This window comes from Kluyvera sp. STS39-E (assembly GCF_040932435.1).
Taxonomy (GTDB): domain Bacteria; phylum Pseudomonadota; class Gammaproteobacteria; order Enterobacterales; family Enterobacteriaceae; genus Kluyvera.
On the sequence record NZ_JBFQGA010000017.1, the window covers coordinates 16,244 to 35,593 of the forward strand.

The following is a 19,350-nucleotide window of genomic DNA, read 5'->3' on the forward strand; positions in this document are numbered from 1 at the left end:
CCTTCTTCATGCTTTGGGCAACGTAATTAGCTTACCAGTGGAATACGACGATACAGTTCAATCATGTCGGTCGCCAAATCCTGGATAACCATCGCGTTCATCAGGTGATCCTGAGAGTGAACGGTAATCAGGTTAACCGGCAGTTTGCCCGTGCCTTCGTCAATGCCGATAAGCTGGGTCTGGATACCGTGAGCCAGTTTGACAAACTCGCGGGACTCTTCCATCGCTTGGGCTGCACCGTCGAAGTCGCCCTTGCGCGCGAGCTGCAGCGCGGTTAATGCTGAACTACGTGCGGCCCCGGCATTCACCAGCAGCTCCATGATGATTGATTCTAAATCTTCCACGTCTTTCTCACTCCATTAACTTAAGGGCTTTCTCAAGCACAACATCGCCTTTCATCATGCCGTAATCCATCATATCGATGACGGCGACCTTTTTGCCCAAAGGATCGGCCAACGCCTGCAGTTTAGCCTGCTCGTACTTAACCTGTGGGCCAAGTAGAACGATATCTGCATCGTTGATGTTTGCCTTAAACTCGGCTACCGGTACGGCTTTAATTGAGACTTCAATGCCCTTTTTCTGGGCTGCATCTTCCATGCGTTTAACCAGCATACTGGTTGACATTCCTGCAGCGCAGCATAAAACGATATTCTTCATAATGCTCCCTCATGACCCGTGATGACTCATGTTTATCGCGAGCTGAAACGATCAACAACTGCTTTGCGACGATTGTGTGTAAGGCATCACAAAGATCGTTCCAAAAAACTGAAACCGGTTACATTTTTCGTGCGCAAAAGACAAAAAAACCCGCAATGCGGGTTCTTTGTTGGCTGCGTTTTCTATCAAGAAAGCGTCGTGCGCAGGATGCGGTTTTTACCTTGTCGTTTGGCTCTATAGAGTGCTTCATCAACGCTGGAGACTAAATGCTCTAAGGTTTCCATATGCCATTCGCCTAACCCCGCGCTAAAGGTGACGCTGAGCCCCTCTTCACGCCATGTCCGTTTCGACACTTTCACCCGCCACAGCTCAAGTATTGCCCCCGCTTCTGCGATGAAATCCTCGGTGAAGATGATGGCAAACTCTTCGCCGCCGTAGCGATACAGGGAAAGTCCATGAGCCTGCAGAACGGCAATGCCTTCGCGAGCAACGTTACGCAGCACGATATCGCCGCTGAGATGGCCCCAGGTGTCGTTGATAGATTTAAAGTTATCAATGTCCACCAGTGCCAGCGCAAAAGGCTGACGCTCACTCATCAATGCGGTGATATCGGTATCGAATGCCCAGCGGTTTTTACACCCGGTGAGCGAATCCACGGTTGCCTGTCTGACGTAAGCCTGCTCGCGCTCGCGGTTGGTTTCTATGGCTTTATCCAACATAACTTCAAGACCGGGGGCATGTTTGGTATCACCGGTTTTTATGGCATTGATAATGTTCATCAGAACGCCGCGAGACGCTTGGCGTAGATACAAACCGAAAGTGATGATAATGATACCGGCCAGCGCGAAGCCCCAGCTGACGATAATGCTCTCGTGGTGCGCCAGTTGGCTTAGGGTATGCCCGGAAACCTTATAAATCACGAACCAGTCGGGATTGGTGAAGGAATAGTAGTAGTACCAAGTGCGGCTTGGCTTATCAAAGACCTCACCGTCACCGGCGGTCATGTTAGTCAGTAGTGCTTCAGGCATCACCGTGTGAAAAAGCATACCGTTGTCTGGATGAAGCAACGCCTGTCCACGTCGATTGACGACAAAAAATTCGCCCGGAACCGGCGGCTTCATTTTGCGCAGCGTATAGCTCATTGCCGTTAAGTCAAAGTGAAATGCTAAGGTCCCTTTGAGTTTGCCGTCCGTGGAGATCACCGGCTTTGCGAGGGTGATGGTTTGCTGTTGGGTGAAGAAATCGATATAGGGCTGGGTATAGCGACTGAAGATCCCCACGTCACCCTGATGAACGAACCACGGGCGGGTTGTTGCATCAAAAATGGGAGCATTGACACGATCGACGGCTTGAGGCGCGCGTAAGTAGTGGCCGTCTACATCAGCGACGGACAACGATGAAACGGTCGGCATCATCGATAGCAACTGCATCATCGACTGCAAACCCTTTTCCGGGGAGATGTTGACGATATTATTCAGTTCATCGTCACGCGCTAAATAAGTTGCTGCCCGCCCGAGAATGTAATCATTCTCATGCAGAATAGATTCAGTGTAATTAACGGCTAGGTTATGGGTGAAGTTGCGGTTAATACTGTGATAATCGCGAATGATATCGTTACGTTGGATAATCGTAACCAGCACGGCGACGAGGATAAAGCTAAGAAGGATCCCTGCAAAACTAATAAAAATAGGGGTCGTAAACGAAAGTCTTCTGCTGTGACGATTCATAAAGGTTTCCATTCCTGGGGGAGCATTGCAGAAGACCAGGAGGTTTGATACTGCAATTTCACGCATCTTTATTCATCGCCAAACTATAGTGTAACGGTGAATAGGTGCGTATCTAACCAGCGTTCAAAATTATACGCCATTAGTCATAGTATGAGTATTTAATCCGCATTTTTAGCCCACTTTGCGCGACGAATAGGAAAATTATTAGTAGTGGCGCATGTGGAAAAGGGCAGGGCGGCAGAGGAAGAAAAAACCGCCCTGATCAGCATCGATTGCTGACCAAAGCAGCTTAGAGAGCCGCTATTGCCCGGGCAATAGCAGCCTTTTGTTCCTGCGAGGCGTAATCCGCGGAATAACTCACCGTTACAGCGTTTGCTTCATCGTTGCGAGGTGCGTCCCAGCCAGCTATCCCAATCTTTCCACACCGGTTGTAGTCCACGTGCCGTTAACGCGTTTGCCACTTCAGTCGGCGTGCGCGCATCGTGCGGCGAGAACTGTTCAAGCTCCGGCCTGTCGTCCGCATAGCCGCCGGGCTGTGTTTTTGAGAAGGCACTGACGTTGTTGATAGCCAATGGGATCACATGATCGCGGAACCACGGCGATTCGCGGGTGGAAAGCGACAGTTCGGTATCCGGTGAGAACAAACGAAAGGCGCAAATGACCTGTACCAACTGGCGTTCATCCATCAGCGAAGCCGGTTCAATGCCGCCCGCACAGGGACGCAGGCGGGGGAACGAAATTGAATAGCGGCTTTGCCAGTAGCGCTGCTGCAACCACAGTAGATGCTCAGCAACCATAAAGCAGTCCACCCGCCAACTGTCTGAAAGGCCAATTAGCGCCCCGAGGCCGATTTTATCGATACCCGCCTGACCCAACCGGTCTGGCGTATCCAGCCGCCAGAAGAAATCCTGCTTTTTCCCCTTCAGATGGTGCTGGGCGTACATGCTCTCGTGATAGGTTTCTTGGTACACCATCACGCCATCAAGCCCCAGCGTTTTCAGCTCGGCATACTCATCGGCCGCCAGTGGCTGGACTTCCATATGCAGCGAGGAAAACTGACGGCGGATATCCGGCAGGTGGCGACGGAAATAATCCATGCCGACCTTACTTTGATGCTCTCCGGTCACCAGTAGCAGGTGCTCAAAGCCTAGCGCCCGGATAGCAGCGCACTCCCGTTCAATTTCAGCTTCATCCAGCGTCTTGCGCTTGATGCGGTTGCTCATGGAGAAACCGCAATAGGTGCAATCGTTGGCGCACAGGTTAGAGAGATACAGCGGAACGTAAAAGCTCACCGTGTTGCCAAAACGCTGGCGCGTGAGCTTTTGCGCCCGCTGTGCCAGTGGTTCTAGATAGTCGGCAGCGGCGGGGGAAAGCAGCGCCATCAGGTCATCGCGACTGAGCGTCGAGGCGTTAAGCGCCCGTTCGACATCAGCGGCGGTTTTACCGTTGATGCGCAGACGGATGTCATCCCATTCCAACTGCCGCCAGCGATCGCTGAACGTTTTCATGTTAACGCTCCCAAGAAGCCGGTTAATGGGCTGGTGGCGTTGGCCTGTGTGCTACGGCTACCGGGCACGGCCTGACGCGCCAGAATCCCTGCTTCCACTGCTAGGCGGAATGCCGTCGCCATCATGACCGGATCGTCGGCCACGGCAATCGCCGTATTGACCAGTACCGCATCGGCGCCTATCTCTAGCGCCTGGGCGGCATGACTTGGCACGCCGATGCCCGCATCGACGACCACGGGAACGGTGGCCTGCTGAATAATAATCTCCAGCATCGCCCGCGTTTCCAGCCCCTGATTAGAGCCAATGGGTGCGCCGAGCGGCATCACTGCGGCGCAGCCCACTTCCTCTAGCCGTTTGCACAGCACCGGATCGGCACCGCAGTAGGGCAGCACCACAAAACCCTGTTTGACCAACGCCTCGGCGGCTTTCAGCGTTTCGATAGGGTCCGGCAATAGCCAGCGGGCATCCGGGTGGATTTCCAGTTTCAACCAATGTGTGCCGAGCGCTTCACGCGCCAACTGGGCGGCGAAAATGGCCTCTTCTGCGGTTTTGGCCCCGGAGGTGTTGGGCAATAGCGTCACGCCAGCCTCGATCAATGGTGCCAAAATCGCATCATTATGCTGACGTAAATCTACCCGCTTCATGGCCAGCGTCACCAGTTGGCTGCCGGAGGCGCGAATGGCGTCAACCATCAGCTGCGGCGAGGCAAATTTTCCCGTACCGGTAAACAGATGCGAATCAAACGTTTTGTCGGCAATGCGTAACATATCAACCCCCTGCGATAACCTGAAAAAGCAGGATCTGGTCGCCTTCCTGCACGATTTGCTGGTCCCACTGCTCGCGTGGCAGGATCCGCTGATTCAGCGCCAACGCGGTGCCCGGTTTTAATTGGGCAAGCTCCGTCAGCAGTGTGCTGACGGTTTGTCCCTCGGCGCACGGTATTGCCTCATCATTAAATTGAATCTGCATGCAGCCCTCCACATACCGGGCAACCGCGGGCGCGGCGAAGCGCCAGGCTACGCCATTGGCTGGTTTTCCCGTCAAACAGGCGTAATTCACCGCTCGGCGTCTCGATGCCGCTGAGTAACTTAAGGGCTTCCAGCGCCTGCAATGTGCCCATGATGCCCACGACCGGGCCGACAATGCCTGCGGTGCGGCAGTTGCGTTCAGGCTCCGTAGTGTCCGGCCACAGGCAGCGATAGCAGCCTTGTTCCCACGGTGGCGTTAGTACCATCAGCTGCCCGCCAAAACCGACGGCGCTAGCGGTAACCAGCGGCGTATTTAGAGCCACGCAGGCGGCGTTGATCTCCTGACGGGTTGCCATGTTGTCGGTGCAATCCAGCACCACATCTGCGCCTGCCACCGCGTGACGAAGCCCCTCGCCGGTCAAACGCTGCTGGAGCGCGACCAGTTCGATATCCGGGTTGAATCGCGACAGTTTTTGTTGGGCGGTTTGCGCTTTCGAACGCGCAATGTCGTCGGTGGTAAACAGAATTTGCCGCTGCAAATTGCTCAGATGCACATCGTCATCGTCGGCCAGTATCAGCGTGCCGACACCCGCGCCGGCGAGATAGAGCGCCGCAGGTGAGCCTAAACCGCCCAACCCGATGATTAGCACACGGCTCCCAAGCAGCTTTTGTTGCCCTTCTATCGCAATATCACCCAGCAAGATCTGCCGGCTGTAGCGCATGAAGTCGCGGTCATTCATTGCCTGCTCCCGCGATTTCAAGAAGCTGTGTCGTGGCGACGCGCCAATCTGCCGCTTGGGTAATGGCGCTGACAACGGCAATGCTGCCGACGCCGGTTGCCAGTACCGCAGGTGCGCGTTCGAGGCTGATGCCGCCGATGGCAACAGTAGGATAATCGGCCAGCCTTGCAATATGGCATGCCAGCTGTTCCAGCCCCTGAGGGGCTGAAGGCATCTGCTTGGTTTGGGTTGGGAAGACGTGGCCCAAGGCGATGTAAGAAGGGCGGGCGGCGAGCGCTACGTCAATCTCCATATCGTCGTGGGTCGATACCCCAAGGCGTAATCCCGCTTTCTGAATCGCTTTTAGGTCGGTAGTTTCGAGGTCTTCTTGGCCCAGATGCACCCCGTATGCGCTGTGCTTTACAGCCAACTGCCAGTAATCGTTGATAAACAGGCGGGCGTTGTACTGGCGGCCTAATTGGATCGCGGCGATAACGTCAGCTTCGACCTCGTTATCGTGCTTATCTTTGATGCGTAGCTGGAGAGTACGAACGCCCGCTTCTAGCAGACGCTCAATCCATTCAACGCTATCGACCACCGGGTACAGCCCGAGATAGCGTGGTACGGTAGGGAAATCAGGCTGATACATCATGCCTCCTCTTTTTTGAGGTAGATTTCGCCACCCTTGGCGCGGAAATTCTCGGACATATCCGCCATCCCGACTTCAATGGTCTGTGCGGCGGCGTAGTCGCGGACTTCTTGGCTTATCTTCATCGAGCAGAATTTTGGCCCGCACATTGAGCAGAAGTGGGCGACTTTACCTGACTCCTGCGGCAGGGTTTCATCGTGGTAAGCGCGGGCGGTGAAGGGGTCGAGCGCTAGGTTGAACTGATCTTCCCAGCGGAATTCGAAACGCGCTTTCGACATGGCGTTATCGCGGATCTGCGCGCCCGGGTGCCCTTTGGCAAGATCGGCAGCATGGGCGGCGATCTTGTAGGTAATCAACCCTTGCTTCACATCTTCTTTATTTGGCAGGCCGAGGTGCTCTTTTGGCGTCACGTAGCACAGCATGGCGCAGCCAAACCAACCAATCATTGCCGCGCCGATCCCGGAGGTGAAGTGGTCGTAACCTGGCGCGATATCGGTCGTCAACGGGCCAAGCGTATAGAACGGTGCTTCGTGGCAGTGCTCCAGCTCTTCGGTCATGTTGCGCTGGATCATCTGCATTGGCACATGTCCTGGGCCTTCAATCATCACCTGCACGTCATATTCCCAAGCGATTTTGGTCAGCTCGCCCAGCGTATGCAGTTCGGAGAACTGTGCTTCGTCGTTGGCATCTTGGATTGATCCAGGACGCAAACCGTCACCCAGAGACAGAGAAACGTCATAGGCGGCGCAGATCTCACAGATTTCGCGGAAGTGTTCAAATAGGAAATTCTCTTTGTGATGGGAGAGGCACCATTTGGCCATGATTGAACCGCCGCGCGAGACGATACCGGTCAGACGTTTCGCGGTCATCGGCACATAGCGGAGCAGAACCCCGGCGTGGATGGTGAAATAATCCACGCCCTGTTCAGCCTGCTCTAGCAGGGTATCGCGGAAAGCTTCCCAAGTGAGATCTTCGGCGATCCCGTTAACCTTCTCCAGTGCCTGATAGATCGGTACCGTGCCGATCGGCACCGGACTGTTGCGCAGGATCCATTCACGGGTTTCATGAATATAGCGGCCGGTTGACAGGTCCATCACCGTATCTGCGCCCCAGCGCGTCGACCACACCAGTTTTTCTACTTCTTCTTCGATAGAGGAGGTGACGGCAGAGTTGCCGATGTTGGCGTTAACCTTCACGAGGAAATTGCGACCAATGATCATTGGCTCGGATTCCGGGTGGTTGATGTTGGCAGGGATAATCGCGCGTCCGGCAGCGACTTCATCACGCACGAATTCTGGCGTGATGTTTTCTGGCAGACGTGCGCCAAAGCTCATTCCCGGATGCTGGTGGCGTAACACTTCACTGCGAATGCGCTCGCGGCCCATATTTTCACGGATGGCGATAAACTCCATCTCCGGCGTGACGATCCCTTGGCGGGCATAATGCAGTTGGGTCACGCATTTGCCGGTTTTGGCGCGCTTTGGCGTCAGTAAACCGGTGAAACGCAGCTCATCTAGGCCGTCGTCGGCCAGACGCTCTTTGGTGTAAGCGGAGCTGCGGTCGTCTAGCTCCTCGCTATCGTTACGCGCGGCAATCCACGGCTGACGCAGTTTTGCCAGACCCTGCTGAACGTTAATTGCCACGCTCGGGTCGCCGTACGGGCCTGAAGTGTCATACACCGGCACAGCTTCGTTGTCTTCAAACTGCGGGTTATCTTTATTGCCGCCAATCAGCGTTGGGCTAAGCTGGATTTCGCGCATTGGGATGCGGATATCTGGCTGCGAGCCGGTGATGTAGATGCGTTTGGAGTTCGGAAAGGCGGTGCCTTCCAAGGTATCGATGAAGTGCTGGGCTTGGGCGCGCTGTTCGCGGCGTGATGGTTTAGTAGTGGCAGACATAGCTCATTCCAAAAAGTAAGGACGTGGCTTGTCAGACGACGGATGAAGCAAGAGAGAAGATCGCCCAAGGGCGATACTATTGCAGATTGACTCTTGTTCCCTTCGCAGGTCTTAACCTGATCAGGTTCCGCGGATCCCGAATTAACGGTCTCAGCCCGTGCTTACGCACTGGGCACTCCGACAAGAAGTAACCTCTGATGAGAGGTAATGAATGTAAACTACTCGTTAATGCGGTAAATCTCAAGCCGGGCGTTTGATTTCACTTTCGTCGAGTGCATTAAACGTCAGCATGATGAGCTGGTCTTCGAGTAGAAAACGGGCTTCCAGCGCTTCGCCAATATCGGACAGCGCCTGCTGGAAGGCATAAACGTTATCTTGGTCGATGGCGCTCTCAAGCGTTGAGTCGTAGTAATCCATTATCTGCTGAGTGTTGGCATCCAGCAGCGGCCAGATTCGGGTGGCGTTTAAAAGAGGGCTGTCGCCTTCCATTTTATGGATAATACGTTCATAAATACTGAAATGACCGGCAGAAAGGTAGTCGACCAGACGCTGACAAAAATTATCCAATGCTTTTTCATTAAGACGCATGAATGATTCTTTGCCAGGCTTAAGGCCAACCAGATCGTAGTAAGCCACGAGCAGATGCTTACGAATATTCAGCCAGCGGTCGACCAGTCTGTGGTGTCCTTTTACACGTTCTGTCAGGCTCTCTAACTGGTTTAACATGGTGACCCCCGCATCGATAAGATTAAAATCTGCTCACGCTAATATGTAATGATAATGTTAATAACATGCCTGTGAAGCAAAGGTAGCGCAAGAGATATGGATCGTATAATTGAAAAATCGGATCGCGGCTGGTGGATCGTTAGTCACGAACAAAAATTATGGCTGCCCGCTGGAGAATTGCCCCATGGCGAAGCGGTAAATTTCGATCTTGTCGGTCAGAATGCTCTCCACATTGGTGAATGGGAGGGCGATCCTGTATGGCTTATTCAACAGCATCGCCGCCATGATATGGGCTCGGTACGTCAGGTTCTTGACCATGACGTGGGCCTGTTTCAGCTTGCTGGGCGCGGCGTGCAGCTGGCGGAATTTTACCGTTCTCACAAATTTTGTGGCTACTGCGGCCACACCATGCACCCGAGCAAAACCGAGTGGGCGATGTTATGCAGCCACTGCCGTGAGCGCTACTACCCGCAAATCGCCCCCTGCATTATCGTCGCTATTCGCCGTGATGATTCGATTCTATTGGCACAGCACGTTCGCCATCGCAACGGCGTGCACACCGTACTGGCCGGTTTTGTCGAAGTGGGCGAAACCTTAGAACAGGCCGTCGCGCGTGAAGTGATGGAAGAGAGCGGCATCAAGGTGAAGAATCTGCGCTACATCACCTCTCAACCCTGGCCGTTCCCGCAGTCACTGATGACCGCTTACATGGCGGAGTATGACAGCGGCGAAATTGTTATCGACCCGAAAGAATTACTGGAAGCGAACTGGTATCGCTACGATGATTTACCGCTTCTCCCACCACCGGGCACCGTGGCTCGTCGGCTGATAGAAGATACCGTGGCGATGTGTCGGGCCGAATACGAGTGACATGTTACAATAGGCGCATCAACGCTAAAGGAATGTAAAATGACCGAACTCAAGAACGATCGTTATCTGCGTGCGCTGCTGCGCCAGCCCGTTGATGTGACCCCGGTGTGGATGATGCGCCAGGCAGGGCGCTATTTGCCGGAGTACAAAGCGACCCGCGCGCAGGCCGGTGATTTCATGTCGCTGTGCAAAAATGCCGAGCTGGCTTGTGAAGTCACGCTACAGCCGCTGCGCCGTTACCCGCTGGATGCGGCGATCCTCTTTTCTGACATCCTGACCATTCCAGATGCAATGGGGCTGGGGCTCTATTTTGAAACGGGTGAAGGCCCGCGTTTTACCTCACCTATCACCAGCAAAGCAGACGTTGAAAAGCTACCGATCCCCGACCCGGAAGGTGAGCTGGGCTACGTCATGAACGCGGTACGCACCATTCGCCGCGAGTTGAAGGGCGAAGTGCCGCTGATTGGCTTCTCCGGTAGTCCGTGGACGCTGGCGACCTATATGGTTGAAGGTGGCAGTAGCAAAGCCTTTACCATGATTAAAAAGATGATGTATGCCGATCCGACTGCGCTGCATCTGCTGCTCGATAAGCTGGCGAAAAGCGTCACGCTGTACCTGAATGCCCAGATTAAAGCGGGCGCGCAGTCGGTGATGATTTTCGACACCTGGGGCGGCGTGCTGACCGGACGCGACTATCAGCAGTTCTCTTTGTATTACATGCATAAAATTGTCGACGGACTGCTGCGTGAAAACGACGGTCGCCGTGTGCCTGTGACGCTGTTTACCAAAGGCGGTGGACAATGGCTGGAAGCGATGGCTGAAACCGGCTGCGACGCGCTGGGCCTCGACTGGACCACCGATATCGCCGATGCGCGCCGTCGCGTTGGGCATAAAGTGGCACTGCAGGGAAATATGGACCCTTCCATGCTCTATGCGCCTGCGCCACGTATTGAAGAAGAAGTTGCGACTATCCTCGCGGGATTCGGTCAGGGTGAAGGCCACGTCTTCAACCTTGGTCACGGAATCCATCAGGACGTGCCGCCGGAGCATGCCGGTGTCTTTGTCGAATCCGTGCATCGCCTGTCGGCGCAGTACCACCGCTAAATCCGTTCGGCTCTCGCGTCGTCGCGAGAGCCGGGCAATTACGCGGTTTACAGCAAAAAAACCTCATATCAGGTAAACTGCGGTTAATTTCCGTATTTGAGAACTCATCATGTTACAAAACCCGATTCATCTGCGTCTGGAGAAGCTGGAAAGCTGGCAGCACGTCACCTTTATGGCTTGTTTATGCGAACGCATGTACCCGAACTACGCCATGTTCTGCAAGCAGACTGAATTCGGCGATGCGCAGATTTACCGCCGTATCCTCGATCTGGTGTGGGAAACGCTGACGGTGAAAGATGCGAAAATCAATTTCGACAGCCAGCTGGAAAAATTTGAAGAGGCGATCCCGGTCGCCGATGATTACGATTTATACGGCGTCTATCCGGCAATCGATGCCTGCGTGGCGTTAAGTGAATTAATTCACTCTCGTCTGAGTGGTGAAACGCTCGAGCACGCGGTTGAAGTGAGTAAGTGTTCTATTACCACCGTAGCGATGCTGGAAATGACCCAGGCTGGTCGTGAAATGACCGATGAAGAGCTGAAATTAAACCCCGCTGTAGAGCAGGAATGGGACATTCAGTGGGAGATTTTCCGCCTTTTAGCCGAGTGTGAAGAACGCGATATTGAACTGATTAAAGGGCTACGCGCAGACCTCCGTGAAGCTGGCGAAAGCAATATTGGTATAAATTTTCAGCAATGAGGCAATAAAACGTGATTTACCGCCTGAATTGTCACGCCTGAAGGCTTCACATCTGCCCCCCGTCTGGTCTACATTTGGAGGGCGAAAAAAAGTGGCTATCGGTGCGTGTATGCAGGAGAGTGCTTTTCTGGCATTTTCGTCGCACTCGATGCTTAGCAAGCGATAAACACATTGTAAGGATAACTTATGAACAAGACTCAACTGATTGATGTAATTGCGGACAAGGCTGAACTGTCTAAAACCCAGGCTAAAGCTGCACTGGAATCCACCCTGGCTGCTATTACTGAGTCTCTGAAAGAAGGTGATGCTGTGCAACTGGTTGGTTTCGGTACCTTCAAAGTGAACCACCGCGCTGAGCGTACTGGCCGCAACCCGCAGACCGGTAATGAAATCAAAATCGCCGCAGCTAACGTGCCGGCTTTTGTTTCAGGCAAAGCACTGAAAGACGCTGTTAAGTAAGATTGCGTGGCAGTGAACAGTTTTAAAGAAGGGGCGGCATCGCCCCTTTCGTTTATCTGGCGTCGTTTATCGGGGCTGGTGGGAGTGCTGTTGCTGACGGCCTGTAGCCATAATAGTTCGCTTCCTCCCTTCACCGCGAGCGGCTACGCCGATACCCAGGGCGCAGTGCGCATCTGGCGTAAAGATAGCAATGGTGAAACGCACCTCCTTTCTGTATTCAGCCCATGGCACAGCGGTAGTACCTCAACCAGCGAATATCGTTGGCAGGACGATAAGCTGCAGCTTATTGAGTTGAATATCTACGGCAAGCCCGCTGAACATATCCGCGCCCGTTTCGACAGCAACGGCGAGCTGAGTTTTATGCAGCGCGAAGTTGATGGGCAAAAACAGCAGCTCTCCAGCGACCAAGTGGCGCTTTATCGCTATCACGCGGAGCAGATCCGCCAGACTAGCGATGCGTTACGTCTGGGGAAAGTGGTGCTGCGTCAGGGGCGCTGGCATGCCGACAAGACGGTAACTACCTGCGAAGGCGAGACGATTAAACCTGATTTCGACTCCCGCGCGCTTGGGCACATCGCCAGCCGTCAAAGTCGCTCTACGGTTGAAGTGAGCATTGCTTGGCTGGAAGCACCAGAAGGCTCCCAGCTTCTGCTGGTGGCAAACCAAGACTACTGTACTTGGCAGCCGACCGAAAAAACCTTCTAAGCATTACCCGCGGTACATGCCGCCCATATGGCCTCCACCGTTATGTCGTCCTCCCTGACAGCCATCGCCCATCCCGCCATGACGAGGAATCCCGGCCTCCGCCATCGCGACATCAAGTTTGACCCGCTGCTTCGCAAGACTCTGGTTTAGCGTTTCTATCTCCTTGGCAACGGCTTCAATTTTTGCGCTATCGGGCTTATCTGCCGTTAACAGCGCATTGTACTCATAGCGCTTCGACGTGAGCTGCTGGCGTAATGCGCTGGTTTGGGCGTAGTAATCGTTATGCAGTTTCTGGGCGGTGGCCTGCTGTGCATCAGTAAGCTGGCTGTAACCGCCATTATTCGCGTTGTTGTTCCAGTGATGTGGCCCCGCAAGCGCGGTGGCGCTGGTTAAGGTCAGCGAGGCGAGGGTTAACAGTGCTAAGGTCAGTTTGTTGTTCCGTTTCATGGTGGCTTCTCCTGTAGTGTAGTCATCTAAGCCATTGCATCTTCTGTGCCAGCCTGCCGTACCGTGGCAGCAGCGGGTTTGACGGGGCTTTCTACGTTTGAACGAGTAAAAATGACTCGTGATGGGTATCCATGCGGGTCATTTTTACTCGGTTTATCAGGCAGTTTGTGCTCGAGGGCGGGGTTATCAGGGAGGAAAGGTGGCATGATTTCTGCTGAAGGGTAGCAAAGGGAAAACGAAAGGACGCTCCATGAACCTCGTACGCTTACGGAAAAATGTATCAGCGGTCGGCATCAGCGGCTTGCTGACGGCGATTATTTTGCTGCTGGTCTGTCTTTTTACCGCGCTTATCGTGCGTGACTATGGCCGAGAAACGACCTCGGCGCGGCAAACCATTGAGGAGAAGGGCCGCGTGCTGATCCGCGCGCTGGAGTCCGGAACGCGCGCTGGGATGGGGATGCGTATGCATCACTCTCAGCTGCAGGCGATGCTAGAGGAGATGGCTTGGCAGCCCGGCGTGTTGTGGTTTGCCGTCACCGATGAGCAAGGGAAAATAACCGCCCATAGCGATCCGCAGCGGGTGGGCTCGACGCTCTATGAGGCCCAAAAGATGCGTGAACTGCAGGCAGATAACCAAGAACGCTGGCGGCGAATCGAAACGCCACAGCCCGCGCTGGAAATCTATCGCCAGTTTCGTCCGCTCGATACACCGGGCAGGCACCATATGGGGATGATGATGCAACGTCGCGCAGCGGATACCCCACAGGTTATTTTTATTGCCTTCGATATTCGCGAGCTGGATGCTGAACAGGCGCGTGGGTTACGCAATCTCATCGTCATGCTGTGTGCCGCCGGCTTGGTGATGGTGGCGACCATCCTCGCGCAGTTTTGGTTCTATCGTTACCAGCGTTCGCAAAAGCTGCTGACAGAGGCGACCCACCGTAAAGAGAAGCTGATGGCGCTGGGCCATCTTGCGGCGGGGGTGGCGCATGAAATCCGTAACCCGTTATCGTCGATTAAGGGGCTGGCGAAGTACTTTGCTGAACGCACGCCGCCCGGCGGTGAGGCCTATGAATTGGCGCAGGTGATGGCGAAGGAGGCCGATCGCCTAAACCGGGTGGTCAGTGAGCTACTGGAGCTGGTGCGACCGGCGCATTTAACATGGCAGTCGGTGGACCTCAATGATGTTATCGGCCATTCGTTGCAGCTGGTGAGCCAGGATGCACGCGAACGTGAAATCACGCTGCAATTTAGCCCGCAGCCCGCCCTGTGCCGCATTCAGGCCGACCCAGATCGTTTGAATCAGGTGCTGCTGAATCTTTATCTCAACGCGATGCAGTCGATTGGGCGTCACGGTGTGGTGACGGTAGCCGTTGCTGAATGTGGCGATGGACGCGTTAAAGTGAGCGTGACGGATAGCGGCAAGGGCATGACCGACGAACAGCGACAGGCCATCTTCACGCCGTATTTCACCACCAAAGCTGATGGCACTGGCCTAGGGCTGGCGGTAGTACAGAACATTGTTGAGCAGCACGGCGGCACGATTGAGGTTGAGAGTTCACTCGGCAAGGGGGCGGTATTTACCTTCTACCTGCCGGTTGATGGGCAGCAAAAGGATGAACAAGGATGATAGACGGGCAGGTTGATATTCTGGTGGTGGATGATGATACCAGCCACTGCACAATCTTACAGGCGCTGCTGCGAGGCTGGGGTTATCAGGTCTCGTTGGCGTATAACGGCCTGCAGGCGCTGGAGCAGATACGTCAGCGCGTATTTGACCTCGTGCTCTGCGATATCCGTATGGCGGAAATGGACGGCATTGAAACACTCAAAGAGATTAAAGCTTACAACCCGTCGATTCCGGTGCTGATCATGACGGCGTACTCCAGCGTTGATACGGCCGTCGAGGCGCTAAAATCGGGCGCTGTGGATTATCTGATCAAACCGCTGGATTTTGACCGTTTACAACAAACGCTCGCTCACGCGCTAGCGCATACTCATCAGCCTGAAAGCGCGGCACGATCCGGCCCCGCAGAGCAATTTGGTATGGTGGGCGATAGCCCGGCAATGCGGAACCTGCTTGATAGCATTGCGCTGGTTGCACCTTCCGATGCCACCGTATTGATCCATGGCGAATCGGGTACCGGCAAAGAGCTGGTGGCTCGCGCCCTTCATGCCAGTAGCCCGCGGAGTAAAAAAACGCTGGTGACGCTCAACTGCGCGGCGCTCAACGAATCTCTCCTAGAGTCGGAATTGTTTGGGCATGAAAAAGGAGCCTTTACCGGCGCGGATAAGCGGCGAGAAGGGCGCTTTGTGGAAGCCGATGGTGGCACGCTGTTTCTGGATGAGATTGGCGATATTTCACCGCTGATGCAGGTGCGCTTACTGCGGGCGATTCAGGAGCGCGAAGTGCAGCGCGTGGGCAGTAACCAAACGCTATCGGTGGATGTCCGACTCATAGCAGCGACTCACCGCTGTTTGGCCGAAGAGGTAAGTGCGGGGCGTTTTCGTCAGGATCTCTACTATCGCCTGAATGTGGTCACCATCGACATGCCGCCGCTGCGCCAGCGTCATGAAGATATTCCCCAACTGGCGCACTATTTTCTGCAGCGCTACGCCGAGCGTAACCGCAAGACGGTGCAGGGCTTTACCCCAAAGGCGATGGATTTGCTGATCCACTACGGCTGGCCGGGAAATATCCGCGAGCTGGAAAATGCGGTGGAACGCGCGGTGGTGCTGCTGACCGGCGAGTATATTTCGGAACGTGAATTACCGCTGGCGATTGCCGGGACGGTGATTCCGGCGTCAGTGTCATCCGGCGATGAAATCCTGCCGCTGATGGAGGTGGAAAAAGAGGTGATTCAGGCGGCGCTCGAAAAAACGGGCGGCAACAAAACTGAAGCCGCCCGTCAGTTGGGCATTACGCGCAAAACGCTGCTGGCTAAGCTTAGCCGTTAGTTTTGCTCACGCTCAATCGCCCGCCAGCCGATATCCGCGCGGCTGAAGCTGCCGTCCCAGTGGATATCGGTCATTAAGGCATAGGCGCGCTGCTGTGCTTGGGCAACGGTGTGGCCCAGCGCTGTTGCACATAGAACGCGACCGCCGCTGGTCAGCACGCGGTCGTCAGCGGCGAGTTTGGTACCGGCGTGGAAGACTTTGCCGTCTGCCGCTTCTTCCAATGGCAGGCCGTGGATAACGTCACCGGTGCGATAATCGGCCGGATAGCCCCCAGCGGCGATCACCACGCCCAGCGAAGCGCGTTCGTCCCACTCAGACGTTTTCTCATCCAGCTTACCGTCACAAGCGGCGAGGCACAGATCCACCAGATCCGATTTCATGCGCAGCATGATCGGTTGGGTTTCCGGATCGCCAAAACGGCAGTTGAATTCAATAACCTTCGGGTTGCCCTGCTTATCGATCATCAGGCCTGCATATAGGAAGCCGGTATAGGTGTTACCTTCCGCCGCCATGCCTTTAACGGTTGGCCAAATGATTCGTTCCATGGTGCGCTGATGCACTTCATCAGTCACCACTGGAGCCGGTGAGTACGCGCCCATACCTCCGGTGTTCGGGCCGGTGTCGCCATTGCCCACGCGTTTGTGGTCTTGGCTGGTGGCCATTGGCAGCACATGTTCCCCATCAACCATCACGATAAAGCTCGCTTCTTCGCCGTCGAGGAACTCTTCGATAACGATGCGGTGGCCAGCGTCGCCAAAGGCGTTGCCTGCCAGCATGTCGTGCACGGCGGCTTCGGCTTCTTCCAGCGTCATGGCGACGATCACACCTTTACCCGCGGCTAGGCCGTCGGCTTTGATAACGATCGGCGCGCCTTTCTCACGTAAGTAAGCCAGCGCAGGTTCGATTTCGGTGAAGTTCTGGTATTCCGCCGTCGGGATCTGATGACGCGCAAGGAAATCTTTGGTGAAGGCTTTGGAGCCTTCGAGCTGCGCGGCGCCTTCGGTTGGGCCGAAGATTTTCAGGCCGGCGGCGCGGAACGCATCAACCACGCCAATCACCAACGGTGCTTCTGGGCCCACGATGGTCAGGTCAATCTGCTCATTCTGGGCAAAGCTCAGCAGCGCCGGGATATCCGTTACGCCGATGGTTACGTTTTGCAGCGCGGGTTCCAGCGCGGTACCTGCGTTACCTGGCGCAACAAAGACGGTTTCGACTTTTGGCGACTGTGCCGCTTTCCACGCCAGCGCGTGCTCGCGCCCGCCGTTGCCAATCACTAATACTTTCATTGTCTACTCCGTGAATTAATGGCGGAAGTGGCGCATGTCGGTGAAGACCATTGCAATACCGTGTTCATCGGCCGCGGCAATGACTTCTTCATCACGGATAGAACCACCCGGCTGAATAACGCAGGTCACGCCAGCGGCGGCCGCGGCGTCAATACCGTCGCGGAACGGGAAGAAAGCGTCAGAAGCCATAGAAGACCCTTTCACTTCCAAACCTTCGTCAGCGGCTTTGATCCCCGCAATCTTCGCTGAATAAACGCGGCTCATCTGGCCTGCGCCAATGCCAATGGTCATATTGCCTTTGGCATAAACAATGGCGTTGGATTTAACGAATTTCGCAACTTTCCAGCAGAACAGCGCGTCGCGCAGCTCCTGCTCGGTCGGCTGGCGTTTAGTTACTACGCGCAGTTCGCCTTCGCCAACCATTCCTAAATCACGGTCTTGAACCAGCAGACCGCCGTTAACGCGTTTGAAGTCTAGGCCTGCGACACGCTGTGCCCACTGACCGCAGGTGAGAACACGGACGTTCTGCTTAGCTGCGGTGATTTTCAATGCTTCTTCCGAGGCGGATGGTGCGATGATCACTTCCACGAACTGGCGGGAGATGATGGCCTGTGCGGTTTCGGCGTCTAGTTCACGGTTAAAGGCGATAATGCCGCCGAACGCGGAGGTTGGGTCGGTTTTGTAGGCGCGGTCATAGGCGTCAAGAATGGAAGCACTGACGGCGACGCCGCACGGGTTAGCGTGCTTCACGATGACACAGGCCGGCTCGCTGAACTCTTTTACGCATTCCAGCGCGGCATCGGTATCGGCAATATTGTTATAAGAAAGCGCTTTGCCCTGAACCTGCTGCGCGGTAGCAACGGAGGCTTCTTTGACATTCTCTTCTATATAGAAGGCGGCCTGCTGGTGGCTGTTCTCACCGTAGCGCATATCCTGCTTCTTAATGAAGTTCAGGTTAAGGGTACGTGGGAAACGACCGGCGGCTTCTTTGCTTTCGCCGTGATAGGCCGGAACCATGCTGCCGAAGTAGTTGGCAATCATGCTGTCGTAGGCGGCGGTGTGTTCGAACGCTTTAATGGCGAGATCGAAACGGGTGTCGAGGGTCAGTGAACCTTCGTTGGCATCCATCTCATTAATAATGGCGGTGTAGTCGCTGCTCTTCACCACGATAGCCACGTCTTTGTGGTTTTTGGCGGCGGAGCGAACCATCGTTGGGCCGCCGATATCGATATTCTCTACGGCATCTTCCAGCGAGCAGCCATCGCGCGCGACGGTCTCAGCGAACGGGTAGAGGTTAACGACCACCATATCGATAGGTTCAATGTGGTGCTGTTCCATAATCGCGTCATCTTGGCCACGGCGCCCGAGAATACCGCCGTGTACTTTTGGATGCAGGGTCTTCACGCGTCCATCCATCATTTCCGGGAAACCGGTGTAATCGGAAACTTCGGTCACCGGCAGGCCTTTTTCTGCTAACAGACGGGCAGTGCCTCCTGTAGAAAGCAGTGCCACTCCGCGTGCGGAAAGTGCCTGGGCGAACTCGATGATACCGGCCTTGTCAGAAACACTGAGCAGAGCGCGGCGGACTGGACGACGTTGTTGCATGGTAAATCCCCTGGATTTGACTATTACAGAGAGCGTTAGGTGAATTCTTGCGTAAAAACTCAGCTAACGCCCCTTACGGGGCATCCTTGTTTGGCGGTGGCATTGTAACGAAAACGTTTGCGCAACGCTCGCGAATTTTTCTCTTTCGTAAAGTGCCCCGTATTACGCGCCTGTTGATCCTCTATATAGAGAAAGGATCTTGCGAACAGCGCAACCAAATGTGGATAACTCTGTGCGTAAATGGGTATAAGGCGGGGTTCTGCTGTGGATTGCAGCAGTCAGTCATTTTTCTGCAATTTAGCTATTGCGGGATATGAGAAACTCCCTATAATGCGGCCCCACTGAGACGGAACAACGGCAAACA

General features: G+C 54.8%; 20 protein-coding genes and 1 riboswitch. Of the genes, 7 read left to right on the plus strand and 13 right to left on the minus strand.

Annotated elements, in window-relative coordinates; all coding sequences use genetic code 11:
• Positions 1-26: 26 nt before the first annotated feature.
• The 10 genes from AB4K05_RS24050 to rsd form a co-directional block, all read right to left on the minus strand.
• Positions 27-344, minus strand: coding sequence for a PTS lactose/cellobiose transporter subunit IIA (locus tag AB4K05_RS24050; protein ID WP_368482194.1), 318 nt, complete (start codon positions 342-344; stop codon positions 27-29).
• A 7-nt stretch (positions 345-351) separates the two neighbouring features.
• Complete coding sequence (locus AB4K05_RS24055) at positions 352-657, minus strand: PTS sugar transporter subunit IIB (protein WP_368482195.1); 306 nt, start codon at positions 655-657, stop codon at positions 352-354.
• A gap of 185 nt (positions 658-842) precedes the next feature.
• Positions 843-2,384: a diguanylate cyclase gene (locus AB4K05_RS24060; RefSeq protein WP_368482196.1), complete on the minus strand. Its 1,542-nt coding sequence runs from the start codon at positions 2,382-2,384 to the stop codon at positions 843-845.
• Positions 2,385-2,761: 377 nt separating this feature from the next.
• Positions 2,762-3,892, minus strand: a complete 1,131-nt coding sequence (gene thiH, locus AB4K05_RS24065) for a 2-iminoacetate synthase ThiH (protein ID WP_368482197.1) — start codon at positions 3,890-3,892, stop codon at positions 2,762-2,764.
• Complete coding sequence (thiG, locus tag AB4K05_RS24070; RefSeq protein ID WP_368482198.1) at positions 3,889-4,659, minus strand: thiazole synthase; 771 nt, start codon at positions 4,657-4,659, stop codon at positions 3,889-3,891. Before thiG ends, thiH begins: the two co-directional genes overlap by 4 nt.
• A gap of 1 nt (position 4,660) precedes the next feature.
• Positions 4,661-4,861, minus strand: coding sequence for a sulfur carrier protein ThiS (thiS, locus tag AB4K05_RS24075; protein WP_368482199.1), 201 nt, complete (start codon positions 4,859-4,861; stop codon positions 4,661-4,663).
• Positions 4,845-5,600, minus strand: a complete 756-nt coding sequence (locus AB4K05_RS24080) for a ThiF family adenylyltransferase (protein WP_368482200.1) — start codon at positions 5,598-5,600, stop codon at positions 4,845-4,847. Before AB4K05_RS24080 ends, thiS begins: the two co-directional genes overlap by 17 nt.
• Positions 5,593-6,228, minus strand: coding sequence for a thiamine phosphate synthase (thiE, locus tag AB4K05_RS24085; RefSeq protein ID WP_368482212.1), 636 nt, complete (start codon positions 6,226-6,228; stop codon positions 5,593-5,595). The genes AB4K05_RS24080 and thiE overlap by 8 nt, the downstream gene beginning before the upstream one ends.
• A complete protein-coding gene (gene thiC, locus AB4K05_RS24090) occupies positions 6,228-8,126 on the minus strand; it encodes a phosphomethylpyrimidine synthase ThiC (RefSeq protein WP_368482201.1) in 1,899 nt (632 codons plus the stop codon). Before thiC ends, thiE begins: the two co-directional genes overlap by 1 nt.
• Before the next feature lie 80 nt (positions 8,127-8,206).
• A riboswitch (TPP riboswitch) is annotated at positions 8,207-8,316 on the minus strand.
• 50 nt (positions 8,317-8,366) lie between these two features.
• Positions 8,367-8,852, minus strand: a complete 486-nt coding sequence (gene rsd / locus AB4K05_RS24095; protein WP_368482202.1) for a sigma D regulator — start codon at positions 8,850-8,852, stop codon at positions 8,367-8,369.
• 96 nt (positions 8,853-8,948) lie between these two features.
• On the opposite strand from rsd, the gene nudC reads away from it, so the two are divergent.
• From nudC to AB4K05_RS24120, 5 genes are all read left to right on the plus strand, one after another.
• Entirely contained in the window at positions 8,949-9,722 is a 774-nt protein-coding gene (nudC, locus tag AB4K05_RS24100; RefSeq protein WP_368482203.1) for an NAD(+) diphosphatase, read from the plus strand.
• A 39-nt stretch (positions 9,723-9,761) separates the two neighbouring features.
• Positions 9,762-10,826 carry a uroporphyrinogen decarboxylase gene (hemE, locus tag AB4K05_RS24105; protein ID WP_368482204.1) on the plus strand — a complete coding sequence of 355 codons (1,065 nt, stop codon included), beginning with the start codon at positions 9,762-9,764 and terminating at the stop codon, positions 10,824-10,826.
• 109 nt (positions 10,827-10,935) lie between these two features.
• Positions 10,936-11,526 carry a YjaG family protein gene (locus AB4K05_RS24110; RefSeq protein WP_368482205.1) on the plus strand — a complete coding sequence of 197 codons (591 nt, stop codon included), beginning with the start codon at positions 10,936-10,938 and terminating at the stop codon, positions 11,524-11,526.
• 186 nt (positions 11,527-11,712) lie between these two features.
• Positions 11,713-11,985: a nucleoid-associated protein HU-alpha gene (gene hupA, locus AB4K05_RS24115; RefSeq protein WP_061284714.1), complete on the plus strand. Its 273-nt coding sequence runs from the start codon at positions 11,713-11,715 to the stop codon at positions 11,983-11,985.
• Between the two features lie 12 nt (positions 11,986-11,997).
• Positions 11,998-12,690, plus strand: coding sequence for a DUF1481 domain-containing protein (locus AB4K05_RS24120; protein WP_368482206.1), 693 nt, complete (start codon positions 11,998-12,000; stop codon positions 12,688-12,690).
• A gap of 3 nt (positions 12,691-12,693) precedes the next feature.
• Here AB4K05_RS24120 and zraP read toward each other — a convergent pair whose 3' ends face one another.
• Entirely contained in the window at positions 12,694-13,137 is a 444-nt protein-coding gene (gene zraP, locus AB4K05_RS24125; RefSeq protein WP_368482207.1) for a zinc resistance sensor/chaperone ZraP, read from the minus strand.
• Positions 13,138-13,387: 250 nt separating this feature from the next.
• Here zraP and zraS point away from each other — a divergent pair, with 250 nt between their 5' ends.
• Together zraS and zraR are read left to right on the plus strand one after the other, a co-directional pair.
• Positions 13,388-14,767, plus strand: a complete 1,380-nt coding sequence (zraS, locus tag AB4K05_RS24130) for a two-component system sensor histidine kinase ZraS (RefSeq protein ID WP_368482208.1) — start codon at positions 13,388-13,390, stop codon at positions 14,765-14,767.
• The gene (gene zraR / locus AB4K05_RS24135; RefSeq protein WP_368482209.1) at positions 14,764-16,095 is read left to right on the plus strand and encodes a sigma-54-dependent response regulator transcription factor ZraR; all 1,332 of its coding nucleotides are present in this window, start codon (positions 14,764-14,766) and stop codon (positions 16,093-16,095) included. Before zraS ends, zraR begins: the two co-directional genes overlap by 4 nt.
• Here zraR and purD read toward each other — a convergent pair.
• Positions 16,092-17,381, minus strand: coding sequence for a phosphoribosylamine--glycine ligase (gene purD, locus AB4K05_RS24140; protein WP_368482210.1), 1,290 nt, complete (start codon positions 17,379-17,381; stop codon positions 16,092-16,094). The genes zraR and purD overlap by 4 nt on opposite strands.
• Before the next feature lie 15 nt (positions 17,382-17,396).
• Complete coding sequence (gene purH / locus AB4K05_RS24145; RefSeq protein WP_368482211.1) at positions 17,397-18,986, minus strand: bifunctional phosphoribosylaminoimidazolecarboxamide formyltransferase/IMP cyclohydrolase; 1,590 nt, start codon at positions 18,984-18,986, stop codon at positions 17,397-17,399.
• Between the last annotated feature and the right edge of the window lie 364 nt (positions 18,987-19,350).

Bases quoted from the DNA above. Each gene is read 5' to 3' on its own strand.
- nudC (WP_368482203.1), top strand. From the start codon at position 8,949: ATGGATCGTATAATTGAAAAATCGGATCGCGGCTGGTGGATCGTTAGT.
- rsd (WP_368482202.1), bottom strand. From the start codon at position 8,852: ATGTTAAACCAGTTAGAGAGCCTGACAGAACGTGTAAAAGGACACCAC.
- hemE (WP_368482204.1), top strand. From the start codon at position 9,762: ATGACCGAACTCAAGAACGATCGTTATCTGCGTGCGCTGCTGCGCCAG.
- AB4K05_RS24110 (WP_368482205.1), top strand. From the start codon at position 10,936: ATGTTACAAAACCCGATTCATCTGCGTCTGGAGAAGCTGGAAAGCTGG.
- thiH (WP_368482197.1), bottom strand. From the start codon at position 3,892: ATGAAAACGTTCAGCGATCGCTGGCGGCAGTTGGAATGGGATGACATC.
- thiG (WP_368482198.1), bottom strand. From the start codon at position 4,659: ATGTTACGCATTGCCGACAAAACGTTTGATTCGCATCTGTTTACCGGT.
- purD (WP_368482210.1), bottom strand. From the start codon at position 17,381: ATGAAAGTATTAGTGATTGGCAACGGCGGGCGCGAGCACGCGCTGGCG.
- purH (WP_368482211.1), bottom strand. From the start codon at position 18,986: ATGCAACAACGTCGTCCAGTCCGCCGCGCTCTGCTCAGTGTTTCTGAC.
- zraS (WP_368482208.1), top strand. From the start codon at position 13,388: ATGAACCTCGTACGCTTACGGAAAAATGTATCAGCGGTCGGCATCAGC.
- thiC (WP_368482201.1), bottom strand. From the start codon at position 8,126: ATGTCTGCCACTACTAAACCATCACGCCGCGAACAGCGCGCCCAAGCC.
- AB4K05_RS24060 (WP_368482196.1), bottom strand. From the start codon at position 2,384: ATGAATCGTCACAGCAGAAGACTTTCGTTTACGACCCCTATTTTTATT.
- thiE (WP_368482212.1), bottom strand. From the start codon at position 6,228: ATGTATCAGCCTGATTTCCCTACCGTACCACGCTATCTCGGGCTGTAC.
- hupA (WP_061284714.1), top strand. From the start codon at position 11,713: ATGAACAAGACTCAACTGATTGATGTAATTGCGGACAAGGCTGAACTG.
- AB4K05_RS24080 (WP_368482200.1), bottom strand. From the start codon at position 5,600: ATGAATGACCGCGACTTCATGCGCTACAGCCGGCAGATCTTGCTGGGT.
- AB4K05_RS24055 (WP_368482195.1), bottom strand. From the start codon at position 657: ATGAAGAATATCGTTTTATGCTGCGCTGCAGGAATGTCAACCAGTATG.
- zraR (WP_368482209.1), top strand. From the start codon at position 14,764: ATGATAGACGGGCAGGTTGATATTCTGGTGGTGGATGATGATACCAGC.
- zraP (WP_368482207.1), bottom strand. From the start codon at position 13,137: ATGAAACGGAACAACAAACTGACCTTAGCACTGTTAACCCTCGCCTCG.
- thiS (WP_368482199.1), bottom strand. From the start codon at position 4,861: ATGCAGATTCAATTTAATGATGAGGCAATACCGTGCGCCGAGGGACAA.